The organism is Aeribacillus pallidus, assembly GCF_050478865.1.
Taxonomy (GTDB): domain Bacteria; phylum Bacillota; class Bacilli; order Bacillales; family JACDOC01; genus JACDOC01.
This window is the reverse complement of sequence record NZ_JBCNBW010000019.1, coordinates 1-17,752: the sequence shown is the minus strand read 5'-3', so window position 1 is coordinate 17,752 and position 17,752 is coordinate 1. Positions and strand designations below refer to the sequence as shown.

At 39.4% G+C, this 17,752-nt stretch carries 15 protein-coding genes and 1 pseudogene; 4 read left to right on the top strand and 12 right to left on the bottom strand.

What is annotated here, in order from left to right:
• The first annotated feature begins 267 nt into the window (after positions 1-267).
• A complete protein-coding gene (locus ABES52_RS04575; RefSeq protein ID WP_429649467.1) occupies positions 268-783 on the top strand; it encodes a DUF3231 family protein in 516 nt (171 codons plus the stop codon).
• Between the two features lie 464 nt (positions 784-1,247).
• Here ABES52_RS04575 and ABES52_RS04570 read toward each other — a convergent pair whose 3' ends face one another.
• Positions 1,248-1,925, bottom strand: a complete 678-nt coding sequence (locus ABES52_RS04570) for a thermonuclease family protein (protein WP_429649465.1) — start codon at positions 1,923-1,925, stop codon at positions 1,248-1,250.
• A 424-nt stretch (positions 1,926-2,349) separates the two neighbouring features.
• On the opposite strand from ABES52_RS04570, the gene ABES52_RS04565 reads away from it, so the two are divergent.
• Together ABES52_RS04565 and ABES52_RS04560 are read left to right on the top strand one after the other, a co-directional pair.
• Entirely contained in the window at positions 2,350-3,510 is a 1,161-nt protein-coding gene (locus tag ABES52_RS04565) for a GNAT family N-acetyltransferase (RefSeq protein WP_429649396.1), read from the top strand.
• A gap of 165 nt (positions 3,511-3,675) precedes the next feature.
• Positions 3,676-5,028, top strand: coding sequence for a glycosyltransferase family 2 protein (locus ABES52_RS04560; RefSeq protein ID WP_429649394.1), 1,353 nt, complete (start codon positions 3,676-3,678; stop codon positions 5,026-5,028).
• A gap of 38 nt (positions 5,029-5,066) precedes the next feature.
• On the opposite strand, the pseudogene ABES52_RS04555 reads toward ABES52_RS04560, so the two are convergent.
• From ABES52_RS04555 to ABES52_RS04540, 4 genes and pseudogenes are all read right to left on the bottom strand, one after another.
• A pseudogene (locus ABES52_RS04555) lies at positions 5,067-5,405 on the bottom strand (ASCH domain-containing protein); the annotation flags it as partial.
• A gap of 293 nt (positions 5,406-5,698) precedes the next feature.
• Positions 5,699-7,054, bottom strand: a complete 1,356-nt coding sequence (locus tag ABES52_RS04550; RefSeq protein WP_429649392.1) for a GntP family permease — start codon at positions 7,052-7,054, stop codon at positions 5,699-5,701.
• 80 nt (positions 7,055-7,134) lie between these two features.
• Positions 7,135-8,268, bottom strand: coding sequence for a glycerate kinase (locus ABES52_RS04545; protein ID WP_429649390.1), 1,134 nt, complete (start codon positions 8,266-8,268; stop codon positions 7,135-7,137).
• A gap of 93 nt (positions 8,269-8,361) precedes the next feature.
• Positions 8,362-9,111, bottom strand: a complete 750-nt coding sequence (locus ABES52_RS04540; RefSeq protein WP_429649388.1) for a MerR family transcriptional regulator — start codon at positions 9,109-9,111, stop codon at positions 8,362-8,364.
• 497 nt (positions 9,112-9,608) lie between these two features.
• Here ABES52_RS04540 and ABES52_RS04535 point away from each other — a divergent pair, with 497 nt between their 5' ends.
• On the top strand, positions 9,609-11,252 hold the full coding sequence (locus tag ABES52_RS04535; protein ID WP_429649386.1) for a right-handed parallel beta-helix repeat-containing protein: 1,644 nt from the start codon (positions 9,609-9,611) through the stop codon (positions 11,250-11,252).
• Positions 11,253-11,360: 108 nt separating this feature from the next.
• On the opposite strand, the gene ABES52_RS04530 is transcribed toward ABES52_RS04535, so the two are convergent.
• The 7 genes from ABES52_RS04530 to ABES52_RS04500 all read right to left on the bottom strand — a co-directional run.
• Positions 11,361-12,326: a PDR/VanB family oxidoreductase gene (locus tag ABES52_RS04530; RefSeq protein ID WP_429649384.1), complete on the bottom strand. Its 966-nt coding sequence runs from the start codon at positions 12,324-12,326 to the stop codon at positions 11,361-11,363.
• Positions 12,304-12,795 (bottom strand): hypothetical protein, encoded by a 492-nt coding sequence (locus ABES52_RS04525; RefSeq protein WP_429649382.1) that lies wholly within the window; start codon positions 12,793-12,795, stop codon positions 12,304-12,306. The genes ABES52_RS04530 and ABES52_RS04525 overlap by 23 nt, the downstream gene beginning before the upstream one ends.
• A gap of 8 nt (positions 12,796-12,803) precedes the next feature.
• On the bottom strand, positions 12,804-13,742 hold the full coding sequence (locus ABES52_RS04520) for a heme-dependent oxidative N-demethylase family protein (RefSeq protein WP_429649380.1): 939 nt from the start codon (positions 13,740-13,742) through the stop codon (positions 12,804-12,806).
• A gap of 323 nt (positions 13,743-14,065) precedes the next feature.
• Positions 14,066-14,620, bottom strand: a complete 555-nt coding sequence (locus tag ABES52_RS04515) for a YdcF family protein (protein WP_429649378.1) — start codon at positions 14,618-14,620, stop codon at positions 14,066-14,068.
• A gap of 158 nt (positions 14,621-14,778) precedes the next feature.
• Positions 14,779-16,569, bottom strand: coding sequence for a DNA helicase RecQ (gene recQ, locus ABES52_RS04510; protein ID WP_429649376.1), 1,791 nt, complete (start codon positions 16,567-16,569; stop codon positions 14,779-14,781).
• A gap of 221 nt (positions 16,570-16,790) precedes the next feature.
• Positions 16,791-17,174, bottom strand: coding sequence for an AAA family ATPase (locus ABES52_RS04505; protein ID WP_429649374.1), 384 nt, complete (start codon positions 17,172-17,174; stop codon positions 16,791-16,793).
• 262 nt (positions 17,175-17,436) lie between these two features.
• Positions 17,437-17,752: hypothetical protein (locus tag ABES52_RS04500; RefSeq protein WP_429649372.1), on the bottom strand; the 316-nt coding region annotated here is incomplete at its 5' end.

The following is a 17,752-nucleotide window of genomic DNA, read 5'->3' as shown; positions in this document are numbered from 1 at the left end:
AGAAGGAAATAAACGCAGTTGCAGACTTTGTCGAGAACATTTCCCAAGAAATCGACAAAAGTCCTATGACTATCCTCACAGTTAGACAAAATTTATATAAGATTCGTTCGCATCTGATACCATAAGTCTTTTTTAAAGGATGAATAAAAGTAAATCCCCATACAAATAATTTACTTGTAACTCCCTTGATATTGGGGTTATGGCACTATTAACTCCTCTGCAAGGAGGAAGTCTATGGATTTTACAAAAACGATAAGGAGGGGTTTTATGGGGATTTTAAGTGGAAATCCAACTAATGAACCGATGCACTATGGCGAAGTTTTTGGAACGTGGGCGTTTCTATTGACAACTAAAGGATTAGTTGCAGGTTACCAAACTTATCTTAACCATGCAGGTGATGAAGATTTACGGAAATTACTTGAAGAAGCTATTCAAGGTGGACAACAAGAAATTAAAGAAATTGAAACTTTACTTAAAAATAACGGAATTGGTTTACCACCATCACCTCCAGAACGCCCTAAAGCATGTTTAGAAGACATTCCTGTAGGTGCACGTTTTCAAGACCCTGAAATAGCAGCTTCATTGTCTAAAGACATTGCAGCAGGATTAGTTTCATGTAGTCAGATTATAGGTCAATCAATCCGAGAAGACATTGCAATGATGTTTGGGCAATTTCACATTCAAAAAGCAACTCTAGGTGCAAAGATTCTTCGACTTAATAAAGAAAAAGGTTGGTTAATTCCTCCACCATTACACCAAAATAAAGCTGAAGATTGTACATGACAAAGGTGCCTCTTTTTGAGGTACTTTTTGTGCGATAAGCAGTCGATAGGGTGCTGACTAACTCATTCCCTTTAATTTTTTTGCACACTCAAAGACTAAACATATTGCCCGATATGCGAAATGTGACGTGCTTGTTGTACGGTCAAACGAGGAGTAAATAATAAAAGGAATCGTCAAGATGATGGACGATTCCTTTTTCAACATCTTTAATTTTGTAAAAGGCTTAGTTAAAGGATACTGTTGATTTTTATACATTACGCTTGTGGCGGACGCTTTTTGCGGGAAAGCCGCAAGCCGCTTCCCTCGCTACGCTCAAGTATGGGTCTTGCGGCTTTTCGTTCCCGCTGGAGTCGCCGCCGTGTGAACAACTTGCTAAAAATCAACAATGAAATATAACATAGCCTTGTAAAAAAACCACATGCTCCCATTTGTAAAGCAAGCGGCTTTGTACAAAGGATAGGTATTTAATTGACATTCGCTTTTCGAAAGCCAGAGGAAATCGCTTCGTTTTCAGAACAGAACCAAACTTCCGGTTTCGTTTGCTTGTACCAAGGGGAATCAGGGGTGTGATAAATTTTTTCTCCTTTAGAATTAATGTTTCCTTTTATATCACATCCATTGGCAGAGGTTTGTTTTTCTTCTTTCATCACTTCTGGGTGAAACCCATCGTTTTGTGCATAGCCTTCTACTTCCCATACGCCGATTTTTTGTTTACGACTTTCCTGTTCAATCGCTCGAAATTCGTCTACGTATCTCGTATTCGGTTCGTATACGTACGCAACCCTTGCCAATCCTTGTTTTAAAAGTTCTTTCTGAACCATTTTCCCATCCGCATAGACATAAGCAAGAAGCCGATCATATTTATCTCGCTTCGGTCCTTGGTCAAACTCTAATTCTATTTTTTTGGCGTTTTCAACCAGTTGTTTTGTTAATTGCTTGGCTTCCTGGCCATATGGCTGTTCACCTTTCGTAGGATGTGACGTCTCTGGCGTATCAATAAGTAAAAAACGCACATTCTCAGCTTTACCGTTGTAAATCACTCTAATAGTATCGCCGTCATGGACCTGCTCCAATTGGACGACAACGCGTTCTCGTTCCCCAACATTTGAGCAAGCGGTGATGACAGCCACGAAAACAAGCATGACAAATACGAGGTATTTGTGGATTTGCTTCATCATACTATTCACTCCTTCGTTCTTTTCCGCCCCCATTATATTCACATTAGCAAAATTGTAAAGGCTCTCCTCTTTTAATAAAAGGAAATTGATACAGCTAGCTCGAATATGGAAAGTAAAAGATTGATAGGACCGCTTTTTTAATTTACTAGATTTTTAAGCAGAATGGGAGTGTCGAAGAAGTTATTTTTTATCCCACTTTTTGATAATGGGGTGTTTTTAAACAAGGAGCTGGTTTAATTTTATTAAATAGGCGGACTTTTGAGTGGATTATGTCACTTAACTTGCTGAAAATCGTGGGTTACTTGCCAAACCTACAATGTTACTTGCTGGATTCGTAAATTTACATGCCACCTTTACCGCTTTACTTGCCTTTAAGGAGGAACAAATGATGAATATTCAAAAACTAGACGAACGACATTTCCTTGATGTGTTGAAAATGTCAGAGTACGCCTTTCAATACCAAGTGCCTGCAGAACAAAGAGAGGAACGAATGCAACGGTTTCACCAGCATCACTTGTTAGGAATTTTGGACGAAGAGTTCCTTGCTGCAAAACTGCATATCATCCCTTTTGACGTGTATCTTGGAAAAGAAAAAATCCCAATGGGCGGCATCGCTGGGGTCGCCACCTACCCGGAGTACCGCCGAAGAGGGTATGTCCGAAAGATGCTACAAGAATCGTTAACATTTTTAAAAGAAAATGGATATTTGATCTCCATGCTTCATCCGTTTCACGTCGCTTTTTACCGAAAATTCGGATGGGAATTGTTTGCCAATCAGTTAAAAAGTACGCTTACAAAGTCTGACTTAATCCCTCAAGGTGAAGTCGAAGGAACAATCAAACGATTTCAAAAAGAGAAGCACCACTCCGACATTGAACGTGTGTATGAACAGTACGCTCAACAATTTAGCGGCATGCTCGTTCGTACCCGTGAATGGTGGCTACAATCAGTATACAGTGACCTTTTTGCTGCCGTTTATTATGATCCAAACGGAGATCCAAATGGATATCTTTTATACGAAGTCAACAATAAAAAAATGAAAGTCGAAGAATTTGTCGCTTTAACGAAAGAGGCCCGAAAAGCGTTGTGGAATTTTATTTGTCAGCACGATTCGATGATTGAAGAGCTCACGATGATCACATGGGAACAGGAACCATTGTTCTTTTCCCTCGACGAACCACGAATCAAACAAGAAATGATCCCATATTTTATGGTGCGCATTGTCGATGTGGAGTCCTTTTTAAATCAATATCCATTTCAATGGGGCGACGTGAAAGAAGAGGTCGTTCTTCATGTCACTGACACGTTCGCCCCATGGAATGATCAATCCTATGTCTTAACGAAGGAGCAAATTACCCCGATTCCAAAAGACAAAGTGCAAGGTCAAGGTGTTCATTTAACCATTAATACCCTTTCCACTCTGTTATTCGGTTACAAACGACCACACGAACTTGACCAACTAGGACTTTTAACTGGAAGCGAAGAGGACATCGAACGGTTGAACAACATCATCCCACCGATCAAGCCGTTTTTCTATGATTTCTTTTAATAAAAGAGAGGCTGGCTCCATAGTCAGCCTCTTTCTTATATTCAATGGAATATAGTGGCGTTTTTAACTTTTTCCCTCTATAGAAAATAGAATAAGAGTTTTGTACACTATTTCAGAATAAGGATATTCTTCACATTTTCATTCAGTTTAAAGGTGGATGGTAACGTGCAACCAAATATTCCTTCATCCAAACCACCTATCGAGCTAGAAACAAGAAAATGGTACCTTCCCGTTCTCACGAAATTTTTTCTTGGTCATTGTGCGGCCTTTACGTGGATGGTCTTTTCTATCTATCTCTCTATCCCTTGGGTAAAAGATTTAGCAGACATCGTTTCTTTTCCGATGGCAGTAATCATAATAACCGGTATTGCCTATATCCCAGGTTATTTAAATGCCTTTCTTGTTTCAAGTCTCCTTCTTGATCGACAACCAAAATTAAAAATCGAATATCCAACAGACCCTGTAACGATATTAATCGCTGTTTATAATGAGGAAAAAACGATTGCGACGACGTTAAGATACATTAAAAATCAAGACTATTCTGGAACGATTGAAACGATTGTCATCAACAACGGTTCGACGGATAATACAGTTTCAGAAATCCAAAACGCTAGTCAGGAATTAAGGATGAACGTGCGTATTTTCCATGAATATAAAAAAGGAAAATTTCATGCACTAAATCACGGGCTCGCACATGTAATGACTCCTTATGTCATTACACTAGATGCCGATACGCTCCTTCATCCTTCCGCTGTGCGCTATTTAGTAGCTCGGATGAAAAGTAGCCCACGGGAAGTGTGTGCGGTAGCCGGATCGGTTCTAGTGAGAAATAGTCGTGAAAACGTTTGGACGAAAATCCAAGAGTGGGATTATTTTTTAGGGATTGCGTCGATTAAAAGATTACAAGGGTTGTATCAAGGAACATTAGTCGCACAAGGGGCATTTAGTCTTTATAAAACCGAGTGTGTAAAAGAGGTTGACGGTTGGCCGAATGCGATTGGCGAAGATATTGTGTTAACGTGGCGCTTTTTGAAACAAGGGTGGAAAGTATACTTTGAACCATTAGCAGTGGCTTTTACAGAAGTGCCAACTACTTTTTCCCATTTTATAAAGCAGCGGTCACGTTGGGCACGAGGAATGATCGAAGGATTAAAAGAGATTAAACCGTGGCAACAACCAATGCTGTATACCAAATATTTAACCGGCACCAATTTCATCATGCCTTATTTAGATGTTTCCTATACGTTGTTTTGGATCCCTGGACTTCTGCTCGCCTTTTTCGGATATTATTGGATCGTCGGTCCAATGACTTTATTCGTTCTTCCCTTAACGTTAATCAGCTATGGAATCCTTTATGTTTACCAAAGAGATCAAGTATTTAAACCATTACATTTACGTGTGCGTAAAAATAAAATGGGATTTCTTTTGTATGTCCTTATTTATCAAATGATCATGTCTCCAGTATCTGTTTGGGGGTACGTGCAAGAATTTTTTCAATTGAAACGTGTTTGGAAATAACCTTAATTGGGGGACTTCACGCTAAAGTCCCCCGTTTATTATTTTGTGGTATAAACAGTTTTAAATCGTTCACACACTACTAACATATCAGGAGAAAATTCTTTATTATATTCCTTTAAGATTTCAGTAAAAAACTTTTCGTGTGCATCCCACCAAGTTTTATAATCGCCTTCTCCTTCTGCTAATACAAATTCTTCAGACACTTCATTCATTGGAAGCACCTCAACAGATTCAGTACGAATGACTGCTACTGGTTCGTCTTTTGAATTTAAGACTATACTGTATTCTCCTACTTGAGGTAAGGCTTCATTTTCTAATTCATAAAATATATATCCCGAAGTGGTAGCTGTCTTTTTCCCTTCTACAACTAACTGTGCTTCTATTGGGGATTAGTGATTACACTACAGCTGGTGGAATATTCGCTGTGATTTACGGCGAAATTTTTTTTGTATTTGGTAATCAAGAATATTCGTATTGGTTTTAAGACATGTTCATCGATTTTTAGGCAATTGAAAAGCGAGTGAAGGCAATATATATTGCTGATCTTGAAAATGGATTTTATTTATGTGCTTTTAATTGTTGAGATATTTATCGATTAATAATAGAAACTGTTTTTATGAAATAGAGGCTGATTCCATAGATGGATCCAGCCTCATTTTATTTAAAGAACCTATACAAAAATGATCCATAAAATCATCGTAACTATCATAGCAACGATACCTTGGATGAGAGTAGCTGCCGTTTGTGCTTTATAGGCGTCGGTTACAGACATTCCACTAAATTCTTTTACGACCCAGAAATAGCTATCGTTCACGTGAGAAACGACCATCGCTCCTGCACCAACAGACATCACAACAAGCGCTAAAGCTGTTGGTGATGTAATGCCTATTTCGCCGAGTAATGGAGCGACGAGTGAAGAAGTGATAATAAGGGCAGCAGTAGAAGAACCTTGTGCCGTTTTTAATGCGGCTGCAATCAAAAATGGTATCAGAACAAAAAATGAACCAGTTGCTATGTCACTACTAGCGAATCCTTCAATAAATGATGAAACTGACGTTGTTTTAATCACGGAACCAAATGCTCCCCCTGCTCCAGTAATCAGCAATATAGGTGCAGCTTCTTTAATTCCGATCCCAATCCAATTCGTCAATGTCTCTTCGTTCAATGTAGAAACTAATAAGAAAGCAAATAATACACCTATAAATAAAGCGACGACTGGAGATCCAAGAAAGAGAAGGACATTCGCTCCATCTCCCGTCCAACCAGCAAATTGAACAATTGAACCGAGAGCAATTAGTAGAACAGGAACAATAATAGGAGCAAAAGACTTCCATGTCGAAGGAAGTTTCCCAAACTCTTTTACAACGTCCTCATAATTATATTTTAACTCCTCTTCACCTTTGACATGAATCTTTGTTCCCACCTTTATTGCCCAAAAGTATCCCGCCATGATGGCAGGAATAGCCACAATAAGACCGATCAAAATAATTGTTCCTAAATAGCTCTCAGCCCCAATATTACCTGCAGCTGCAATTGGACCAGGAGTTGGCGGAACCAAAGTATGTGTAGCAAATAACCCCGTTGAAAGTGCAATCGCCATGGAAGCTACGGTTACTTTCGCATGTTTAGCGAGCGCTTTCTTTAATGATGACAAAATGACATAACCAGAGTCACAAAAAACGGGTATGCTGACAATACCTCCAATCAAACTCATCGCCAATTGCGGACGTTTTTCACCAACCAAACGTAAGACTACCTCTGCCATTCTTAAGGCAGCTCCTGTTTTTTCTAAAAAAACCCCAATAATTGTACCAAAGATAATGACAAGGCCAATTCCTCCCATTAAACCACCAAAGCCAGAATTGATCGCATTCACAACATCAGCTAATGGCAATCCAGCTAAAATACCAACTCCAAAAGCAGAAACCAATAAAGATAAAAATGGATGAAGCTTTAATTTAGCTGTAGCATAAATAATAAACAACACACCTAACAAAATGACGAATAGTAAGCCCCAACCTTCCATACAAGAACTCCCCTTTGTTTAAATTTGATTTCCCTTTTTGTTGTAAACATTAGTCCTCACTTTTATGGATATTAAGTAGTTCATCTATTTATCATCGATTTCCAAAAATGCATGACATTGATTGTTTGTTCATACAGTAAGTTGTCTGCATTAACGATACATTCGACTAAACTCATCGGTTTGTTTACAATCGAAAAACATCCCGCAAATAAGGAATGTAAATCGGTAATCGAATCATCTAGACTTCCTGAAATTAATATGGTTGGAACTTTATATGTTTGCGCCAGCATCGCCACGTACCCTGGTGCTTTTCCGTAAAATGTTTGCTTATCGCTTTTTCCTTCACCCGTTATGACAAGGTCTGCGGTTTGAATGGCTTGTTCTAAACCAATATGTTCTCCGACAAGTTGAGCTCCTGATTGCATGTTCGCCCCTAACATCATTAAGGCAAACCCAAGACCTCCCGCTGCACCCGCTCCAGGTAAATGTTGCGCTTGTACGCCGAGTGCATCTTCCAATAAGGTAGCGTATCGGTGCAGGGCTTCATCTAAAGCCTCGATTTGTTCTGTCGTCGCTCCTTTCTGTGGACCATAGACAGCGCTCGCCCCGTTTGGCCCGCAAAGCGGATTATCGACATCACATGCAACCACTAAGTTGACGTTGGATAATTGAGGATGCAAGCCAGACACCTCTACATCATGAACGTTCAATAAATCAGCGCCGTATGTTCCTATTTCTGTTCCGGTCTGGTCAAAAAATTTTACGCCAAGTGCTTGCAGCATCCCTAATCCACCGTCGTTCGTCCCACTTCCTCCTAAGCACACAATGATCTTTTTCCATCCGTTGTCTACCGCAAAGCGAATTAATTCTCCAATCCCATATGTCGTCGTCTTGTAAGGGTCTCTTTCGTCTATTGGAATTTGCGTAAGGCCAGCTACTGTAGCCACTTCAATAATCGCTGTTTGTTGTGTTAGTAGTTCCCCTATCGGTGCATGAATGGATTCTCCTCTTGGGCCGGTACAAGCTACGAGTCGTCGGTTCCCCTTAGTTGCAAATAACAAGGTATCAAGCGTCCCCTCCCCACCGTCAGCCATTGGTTTTAAAATGACATCGGCTTCTGGAAAAACATGAAGACACGCTTTTTGCATCATCGTTGCGGCTTCTAATGAGGATAAACTTCCTTTAAATGAGTCTGGAGCAATCACAATGTTCATGTCGATCACCTAATTTCGAATACTTATTATTTAAACATGTTCGACATTATTCACAAGTTTCCTCTTAACAAAAAAAGCAGGGTTCACCCCTGCTCAAGATGGTTTGTTTTTATCCGCAAAAATGGCCATCGCTTCACACATGAATTGGGCTAAGCCTTCGCCGAATCGGTCGATATTTTTTGTAAAACGTTCATCATCTACGTACAATTGGCCTAATCCTTTGAACGCATCGAGGGAATAATGACCAATTTGATTTAATAAATTGTACCATTCTTTAATCGCGGCTTGCGCTTCATCAGAGTCTGGGGCACCATGGCGAAGGGAAGCTAAATGTTGATAAATCGCATTCATGTCATCGGCTAATTTTTTCTGATCTTCTTTCGACATCTTCCCAATTTTAGCGTTCGCTTTGTCGACCGCGTCATCGCCCCAACGTTCACGTGCTTCTTGCTCATACGGATTTTGGCTAAAATCAAATCCTTCAAACATTTCCTTTTTCGACATTTCAATTTCCCCTTCCATATGTTGAATCGTCTTATCAATCGTCGCAATCATTTGATCCAACTGCCGCCGTTTTTCAACCAATCTTTTTCGATGGAGCTCCAATGCCTTTTTTCGATCAAATGACGGATCGCTGATAATTTCTTTAATTTTCTTTAAAGGGAAGCCAAGCTCTTTAAAAAATAAAATTTGCTGCAGCATCTCAAGATTTCGATCCGAATAGAGACGGTACCCCGCTTCCGTCGTCTCTTCGGGAGTTAACAATCCGATTTCATCATAGTAATGGAGTGTGCGCACACTAATCCCAACTAAATCGGCCACTTCTTTTACCTTCATTGCCATCCCTTTGACCTCCCTTCCCTTTTCACTTTAAAGTATCACGCAACGTGAGAGTCAATCATTTATGGCTTTCTATTAAAATTCGTTTGGACAATTAATAATCAAAATAAAAATGTGTGATTTTACAGAATTAGATTTTATTGTTTATATATTGAGAAATGTATCTATCTTCTTGTTTTCCAAAGTTGCCTATCCCCCTTGGCTCCCAAGGAGGAACATCCTTATCGCCATACAATCTTACAAACCACTCATCAATCTATAAAAATTGATGAAATATCCTTATAAGCTTGGCCGTTTCAAAAATACTACTTTTGCATTTAATAAAATAGGAACATGTTGCAAAAACAAAAAAACATACACAGTCTAGGAAAGTCGCTGGACGTAAGTTTAATACCACTCCTTCTTCGGATTCATCGTTATCTTATTCGTATTCTTATAAGTACTCTAGAATGTTTTTTAGTTTTGCAACTCGCTCTTCATTTTAAAAAAGGAGGAAGAAAATGGCTACATTTACTACAGGACCGGTTGTAACAGACCGTGCCGTTTTGAGTCTTGTTGTTCAAATTCAGAATGATACTAATTCTACTGTTCCAGTTACTATTAACATTTATGACTTGAGTACTTGCCCAAAAACCGTGCACAATACTACTACCCTAAATGTAGAAAATAATAGTTCTGAGTTTACCATTTTTCCACGACCCCCAATTAGATTTGAAGTAGAAATTGTAGGATTGGTCGATAACATGTTTGCTTGGATTGGAGGACGAAATGTTACACCAATCACCGCTTTAAACATAGGCTCGTTTTTGGTACAAAATATATTTAGTAACCAGGATCTTGTAGAGGTAGAGGAAATACCATCCCCTGGAATATCGACACTTACAACAGGGCCTGTTGTGGTAAGTACACGACCAGGAAGCACAATTGTTGAAGTCTTGAATAATACAACAAGTGGACAGGTAGTGACTGTTAATATTTATGATTTAGCAACGACCCCTAAGACGCTCCAACATACAGCAACACTTAATATTGCTCCCAACTGTTCTGTAAACCAAATTTTCCCTCAGCCACCTACCCGCTATGAAGTCGAATTCGTAAACATGGCAGACGGAGTACTTGCTTGGACAGCTAATCGCAGCCAAGTACAGAGTGTTGCTCTAAAGGATTCAGGATTCATACCTCAGAACGAGTTTAGACATGCCCAGCTTTCCCAAGTCCTAAATCTAGAATTAGCAGCTGTCAATGCAGCACAAGATATCACTGAAATGCGCGCAGCAATTGAAGATCCATTACTTGGTCTTGATCTCACAGCTTATAATGCTCTTACGGTTTTACAACAGGATGAAGTGCTACAAGGGTTGTTAGATAATCGTCCTGCATCAGGCTATCCAACTGTATCAAGTGTCCAAGATGCATTAAATAATGAAATTAATCAAATAGTAGACCCTAATAACATATATGTAATGGCTGGATCAGTAGGAGGAGACGGAAGTAGAGCTAATCCATTTGGAACGATTCCACAAGGGATAGCCGCAGTGAATGTTGGGGGTACAGTGCATATTTTAGAAGGTACCTATCCAATAACAGCTCAGATTAACGTTAATAAATCTGGTATTACTTTATTAGGTGAATCCGACCCATTGCTGCTCTTACAAGCAAATGTGATTCCTTTATTGGTATCAGCTAGTGATGTGACGATTGACGGGCTAACCATCACCAGTGATGTTCCATATGCGAAAGAATTTATTCAAGTGGGAGGAGCCAATGTAAGTCTTGTTAATAATACCATCTATGGTCCACCACAGCCAGGACCTATGTCAGGATGGATTGTTAATCGAGCAGTTGTTTCTCAGAACAACATTTCCAATATATTACTAGAAAATAATACTTTTTATTCACTGAGAACAGGAATGTATATTAACCCGAATACAACGGGACAGATAAATAACAATGTCGTTTACAACACTAAAGGTGGTTTTTTAGTGGATCGTGCTTTTACAACATTTGATGGTAACTCATGGGGAGTTCCTCCAAATGAATTCGATATTGTATTATTAGCAGGTACAACTATGGGACCACCGTATGATGATATTCCTGCATTGCAAGCTGCAAATAACAATGCAACCATTTCAGATCAGCGATAAAGAGTGCGGATTTCATTTTAGAAGAAAATGAAATAAGCATTAATGGATGATAAATCTTACATCCATTAATGCTTTAAATTGCAGATTCATCTTTCTCCCTTTCCAAAGCTACAAATCAAGTGTTAATTGAGAGACTCCTCTTGAAACACATGCCAATAGTTTAGATTTTTTTTCTTCATCGGTTAAGAAAGAATCAAAATGCAGTACGTTCCCATCAATCACATCTACTTCACATGTCCCACAAATCCCCATTTTACAAGAATAGGGAATGGGGATCTCATTTTCTCTAAGAACCTCTAGTAAGGAACGATTTTTAGGAACCTCGATCATTTTTTTTGACTTTTGTAAGTAAACAGAAAAGGGACGGGTAAGTTCAGGCAGTATATGAGCTCGAAACCGTTCAACATGGATATTTTGCTCTTTAAAACCAGCTTCTCTAGCAAAAAATTTCATATCTTCTATAAAAGATTCCGGACCGCAAATATAAACATGTGTACCGATCGGTTGGTTTTTTAACGATTCTTTTAATAAAGCCCTTTTTTTCGTCCGTTCCATAAAATAAAAGGTGGCTTTGTCTCCATAATCGGATTTAATCATTTGATAAAACGGACAAGTTTCGATCGATTTAGCTGCATAATGTAATTCAAATGAAGCATTTAGAGAAGTTAGATGTGCCATCATGGATAAGATCGGCGTTATTCCTATCCCTGCCGCATACAGTACGTGATGGCGAGCTTCAAACCGTAGTGGAAAAAAGTTATCTGGAGGTGACGCTAAAAGCGTATCTCCTTCTTTTACTTTATGATGCAAATACCATGAGCCACCTTTTTCGACGCTTATTTTTTTCACCGCAATTTCATACTCATGATTGAAACTAAGCGGGTTACTGATGATGGAATATTGTCTAGATACGATTGAATGTTCCAACGGCAAATGTAACGTTATATGTGCACCTGCGCCGAAGGAAGGAAGAGGTTGATTCTTAGGAGCTAAAATAAATCTTTTCACATCACGCGTTTCCGGTATGATTTTCTTGACCGTCAGTAACAGGTTATGATTGCTTAAATGTTCCATTACACTCCTCCGTTCTTGAGAACACAGGGTATCCTAGGTAGGCATGATGATAGGACGAATAATGATTAGAAGGCTTGATTCTTAACTGGCAGTTTTGACAATGAAACGGTTCCTCGTTGTTCACTTCATTCATAAAATGACATTTGGAACAAAATACTCGTTTGTGACCATTGCCTATTTTTTGTAGATAAATATCCTCGTTGAAATACCCTGCTTGTCGGGCAAGCTGATAAACTTTTTGAGCTATATTGGAAGCGGCTAAAATAAACAAAGCCGTACCGATTTGTTGGTTCGATAACCATCCGGTAAGCTTTTTCTCACTTGGCTCGAATGGTGAATACACAAGTTCAAAAGATAGGTTTTTTTCTTTGATTTGATCGGTAATGGGTTGAATAAATGAAATCCCTTTGTCATCTGCAAACAGTAGTACATGCTTTTTATCTATTAAAAAGTTTTCAATCTCCCGCATATCATCATTCATTCCTTCATGAACATATTTTCCAAATAAGCGAGTAACGGTTGTTGGAACAGGTAAATTCCTTTATATTCACAAATGTCTGCCGGCAACGATTTGATATTTTGATAGAACAATTGCAGCCATTCGCGGTTCGCCTGTAATGCCTTTACAGGTAACAAATACGTGTGTATCGTAAACAACACATCATTGGATATCGGAAGACGGTGAAGTCGTTGAACCTCCACTCTCAGATGGACTAACTCTCCCGCATTTTCAGCGGTCACTTCCAACCGGCGAGTTCCCCATTCCGAATAGGTTTCAAAAGGAGTATCAAGCTTAGCCCCGATGGTGATGGACCAATTTTTCCGTTCCCATGTATGACCCGGTCGAATATGTTTAATAAAGCGCTGTACTTTATCGATAAAGTTATTTTCGGAAATACCAGGAACAGGAAAATGAATCGACTTAAAGTCCATACCTAAAGTGAAACATAATGACCAATTAGACGGGAAACATAACTGTCCTGCATCCAAATACAGATCAGCATCACGGTCACCCATCAGAATCAGATCTTCTTGGGTATGACGTCCGATCAGGTCAAGCGGTTCAAGACTGATGGTCTTCATATCACGAAAAATAAATGTTTCTTCTTCTTCTAAAAGATGATTGACAAAACGATACTCGTTCCCTTTCCTTTCCAACGAAAAACAAGTTGGCTCATATGTTGCCAGCTCTTCCATAAGGACAATCATGATTTCCCATTGCGCTTCGATTGAGTGCGGCAACGATTGGTAACACCTTTCATTATGTTGAGTTAACAGCTTTCTTTTTAACTCGATTTCTTCCTTATACTTATCCGTAACCGTTAGACACCTTGGTGGGAAAACTTGCTTTGAATTGTTGCTGTATTGATAGGAGGATTTCGTAAACGGGAACGGAAAATCTTTTAAAGTATTCATGTTCTACACCACACTGATTAGTAATGAGGGTTATCACGAACAGCTTTGGAAACATTCTTCTTTTATCGACAATATATTCAATATTTATTTACATAATCCTTTTGAATTTTTATTTTTTTGAACAGGAGAATGAGTTTTTAAAATTAGTAGTTCCGATAATGTGGTGAAAATCTTAAAAAACATATCAAATAACACTTTAATTCACAGTAAAAATCGCTTACCAATAAACAAAAACGCTCAGAGAATGATCACTCTGGGCGTTGATTTTATACTTTCACTTTATTCAGTTAAAGCTCCGAAGTAGCACAGACAAAATCTGTGTATTATTTAACCCAATTCGGAATATGAGGACCAAAGTATTTACCGATTTTTTCAACTTGAGTCATTATACGACTTATTCCAACTTCAGACAAAAACCAATTTTCCTTAGTTATTCCATACCTGTCGATGACAGGCGAGATGAAGAACTCAGTTTCTTTTGGAAATACCGTTTGATAAGTTAATAATGCTCGACGAGAGTGTCCTGCTTTACAGACCAATATAACTTTTCTAGGGTGTATACCTGTTTTTTGTAGAACTTCCAACGAAAAACGTGCATTTTCAAACGTATTTTGTGCTTGATCTTCCTTTAAAATTGCTTCTTCAGGCACTCCATTTGCAATGCCAATATTTCGTAAAAATTCCCATTCAGTAGTTCCTACATGTGGTTTATATCCGCCAGATGGAAGTATGTATGGTGCGAATCCCTGTTGATACAAGGAAGCTGCTTTTTCCATTAGTTGAGGATGGTTCGCACCAGGAATTAAAATCACATCTGCTGGGGCAATTTCAGTTTCCACGAAAATAAAGTTGGTAATGCAATCGAATGGATACGACATTGTTTATTCATCCTTTTTATTCCAATTACTTCCACTTCAACTAACCTGTTTACGTTAGTTGTAGTACCATTATTTTACAATTTATAAATAAGTACGTTAACCCACCATACATATGTCCTAGTAGCGTCGGGCGTTTTTATTTCTTCTTTCGTTTTGACCTACCTCATGACCAATTCGTTTTCCTCCACATACGCACGGATAACCTCCAAGAAGGCTGAGCCATACTTTTTCGCTTTGACGGTACCCACTCCTTTGACTTGCAAGAGCGCCTCTTCGTCGACTGGTAAAAGGGCACTCATCTCACGTAATGTTTGATCAGAAAAAATGACGTATGGCGGGACGCCTTCTTTTTCGGCCCATTCTTTTCGTAATGCACGCAGACGGGCAAACAGTTCCGTATCTTCTTCCATCTCCTTTGCTTTGTATGCCACTTTTCGATAGACGGACCGCTCACCTTTTAATACCTCATACGCCCGGTTGTGGAGAGTCACCACGGGATATTGCTCCCCTTTTAACCCTAAATATCCTTCGGCGAGTAAAAAATCGATCAGCTGGATGATGTCTTTTTCCGTTAAGTTGTTCATTAAGCCATATGTGGAGAGTTGGTCAAAACCAAGTTCTTTCACCCGTTTATTTTTCGAACCTTTGAGCACTTGGGCGACCAGTGTTTTCCCAAAATTCTCACGCATACGTTTGATGCACGAAAAGACCATTTGCGCTTCTGTCGTAATATCCATTTGTTCTCGGTCATCGGTACAGTTCGAGCATCGACCGCACGGCTCATTAGACGTCGTTTCCCCAAAATAGCGCAAAATGAATGTCTGCAAACACGACTCTGTATGACAGTAGTCGACCATTTTATTGAGCTTCTGATACTCCATTTCTTTTCGTTCCGACGAAAGCTGTGATTGTTCAATGAGAAACTTTTGAATATGTACATCTTGTGGAGAAAAAAGCAAAAAACACTCACTTGGTTCCCCATCGCGACCGGCTCGTCCTGCTTCTTGATAATACGACTCCATATTTTTCGGCATTTGATAGTGGATCACATAGCGCACGTTCGATTTGTTAATGCCCATCCCAAACGCGTTGGTTGCAACCATGACAGTCAGACGGTCATGAATAAAATCTTCTTGGTACTGATCGCGTTCTTCTTTCGTTAAACCTGCATGATACTTACCAACCGCGATTCCTTGTTGTTTGAAGAACGAATACAGTGCATCAACTTCTTTTTTTGTCGCTGCATAAATAATCCCAGCATGGTCTTTTCGTTTTTTCACATACTGAAGCACAAACTCACGGCGGTTTTCCCCTTTTAACACATGGAACGACAGATTGTCACGAGCAAAACCCGTTACAACGACATTCGCTTGGTCAATTTGAAAATGCGTTCGAATATCGTGCAACACTTCAGGCGTCGCCGTGGCGGTAAGAGCAACGACGACCGGCTTGGCTGGGAGCGATTCCATCATCGGCCGAATCATCCGGTAATGCGGACGAAAATCATGCCCCCATTGAGACACGCAATGCGCTTCATCGATCGCTACTAATCGGACTGGCAATTTTTTTAATAACGAAAGAAACGAAGGCGCCTCTAACCGTTCGGGCGCCACATAAATGAACCGGTATTCTCCTAGCTCGGCAAGAAACAGCCGTTCATTCATCTCTGCCTTGGATAACGTACTGTTCAAATACGTTGCTGAAATCCCCATTTGTATCAAGGCATCGACTTGATCCTTCATTAAAGAAATCAGGGGCGAAATCACAAGCGTCACCCCATCCAGCACTAACCCTGGCACTTGATAACAAAGCGACTTCCCCCCACCGGTCGGAAGCACACCAATCGTATCTTCACCTGCCAACACTTTCTCAATAATCTCAAGCTGTCCGTTTCGAAAACTTGTATATCCGAAATAGGTATGTAACACTTCTTTGGCTTTTAAAAGCATCGAATCACCTATGTCTCTTTTTAGTTATCATTGTAGCAGAAAATGGACTAGATTCGTTCGATGAAATTAATTTGTTCTAGGTTTTGTCATGTGTTAGAAACGTATTTTCGTGTAATAAAGTCTATCGCCATCTCATCTTGAAGTATGTTTTTATCTCATCGTCATTCTTTACAATGATGAACTTGTCCTCGTATTGGCTTAATATGTTTAAAATCTTCGGTTTACTTTGGTCGTTCAAAAAAGGAATTCCATTGAAACATTTTCCAAAAGATATTGAAAGTAGGTTGATAATTTGCTTGTTCCAAAGCGAATTTTTGTCGAACAAACCTCTTTATAATTTGATAGGTCCTTATAGAATAGGGAGTATCTAAATAGATAATTAACTCTGCCTGCTGAAAACTTGGAAGGACCCATTCATAATGAACACCTTCGATGATCCAAGCATTCGAACGAACGATATTTTGCAGATATTCGTCTCTTTCTTTTTCACTTCTTCTTACATCCCCAGATTGAAACCTTTTCCAAACCACATTATCTAATTCGTAAAATGGAATATTTAGATGAGAAGAGAGCGTTCTTGCTAATGTTGTTTTACCGCTTCCCACTGAACCAATAATGTGGATTTTTTTTTAGGTAAGTGGCTATCCATAGGACTACCATCTCCATATACGTTTGATTATTTTAAAGTTTAACAATAAATGACAGATTGGTATAATTTTTTTAGTATGAACTATCCAATTGATTTTTTGTTTAGCTCTAGTTACAGGTTGTCTATCAGTTTTTGACATTTGGATTGCCAGTTTTCGATATCTGAATTGCACTTTAGCATTTTGGCTTGTACTTTTGGCATTATGACTTGTACTTTGGTCAGTGGGCTTGCACTTTCATGCATTCGGCTTGCACTTTCGCACATTCGGCTTGCACTTTCATGCATTCGGCTTGCACTTTCATGCATTCGGCTTGCACTTTCATGCATTCGGCTTGCACTTTCGCACATTCGGCTTGCACTTTCATGCATTCGGCTTGCACTTTCGCACATTCGGCCTGCACTTTCATGCATTCGGCTTGCACTTTCACACATTCGGCTTGCACTTTCGCACATTCGGCTTGCACTTTCATGCATTCGGCTTGCACTTTCATGCATTCGGCTTGCACTTTCATGAAGTAGGCGTGCACTTTAGAA

What these genes read in the sequence shown, in the direction of transcription:
- ABES52_RS04535 (WP_429649386.1), top strand. Translation starts at nt 9,609, where the DNA reads ATGGCTACATTTACTACAGGACCGGTTGTAACAGACCGTGCCGTTTTG.
- ABES52_RS04570 (WP_429649465.1), bottom strand. Translation starts at nt 1,925, where the DNA reads ATGCTTGTTTTCGTGGCTGTCATCACCGCTTGCTCAAATGTTGGGGAA.
- ABES52_RS04525 (WP_429649382.1), bottom strand. Translation starts at nt 12,795, where the DNA reads ATGCGGGAGATTGAAAACTTTTTAATAGATAAAAAGCATGTACTACTG.
- ABES52_RS04565 (WP_429649396.1), top strand. Translation starts at nt 2,350, where the DNA reads ATGAATATTCAAAAACTAGACGAACGACATTTCCTTGATGTGTTGAAA.
- ABES52_RS04575 (WP_429649467.1), top strand. Translation starts at nt 268, where the DNA reads ATGGGGATTTTAAGTGGAAATCCAACTAATGAACCGATGCACTATGGC.
- ABES52_RS04530 (WP_429649384.1), bottom strand. Translation starts at nt 12,326, where the DNA reads ATGGAACATTTAAGCAATCATAACCTGTTACTGACGGTCAAGAAAATC.
- ABES52_RS04545 (WP_429649390.1), bottom strand. Translation starts at nt 8,268, where the DNA reads ATGAACATTGTGATTGCTCCAGACTCATTTAAAGGAAGTTTATCCTCA.
- ABES52_RS04520 (WP_429649380.1), bottom strand. Translation starts at nt 13,742, where the DNA reads ATGAATACTTTAAAAGATTTTCCGTTCCCGTTTACGAAATCCTCCTAT.
- ABES52_RS04540 (WP_429649388.1), bottom strand. Translation starts at nt 9,111, where the DNA reads ATGGCAATGAAGGTAAAAGAAGTGGCCGATTTAGTTGGGATTAGTGTG.
- recQ (WP_429649376.1), bottom strand. Translation starts at nt 16,569, where the DNA reads ATGCTTTTAAAAGCCAAAGAAGTGTTACATACCTATTTCGGATATACA.
- ABES52_RS04550 (WP_429649392.1), bottom strand. Translation starts at nt 7,054, where the DNA reads ATGGAAGGTTGGGGCTTACTATTCGTCATTTTGTTAGGTGTGTTGTTT.
- ABES52_RS04515 (WP_429649378.1), bottom strand. Translation starts at nt 14,620, where the DNA reads ATGTCGTATCCATTCGATTGCATTACCAACTTTATTTTCGTGGAAACT.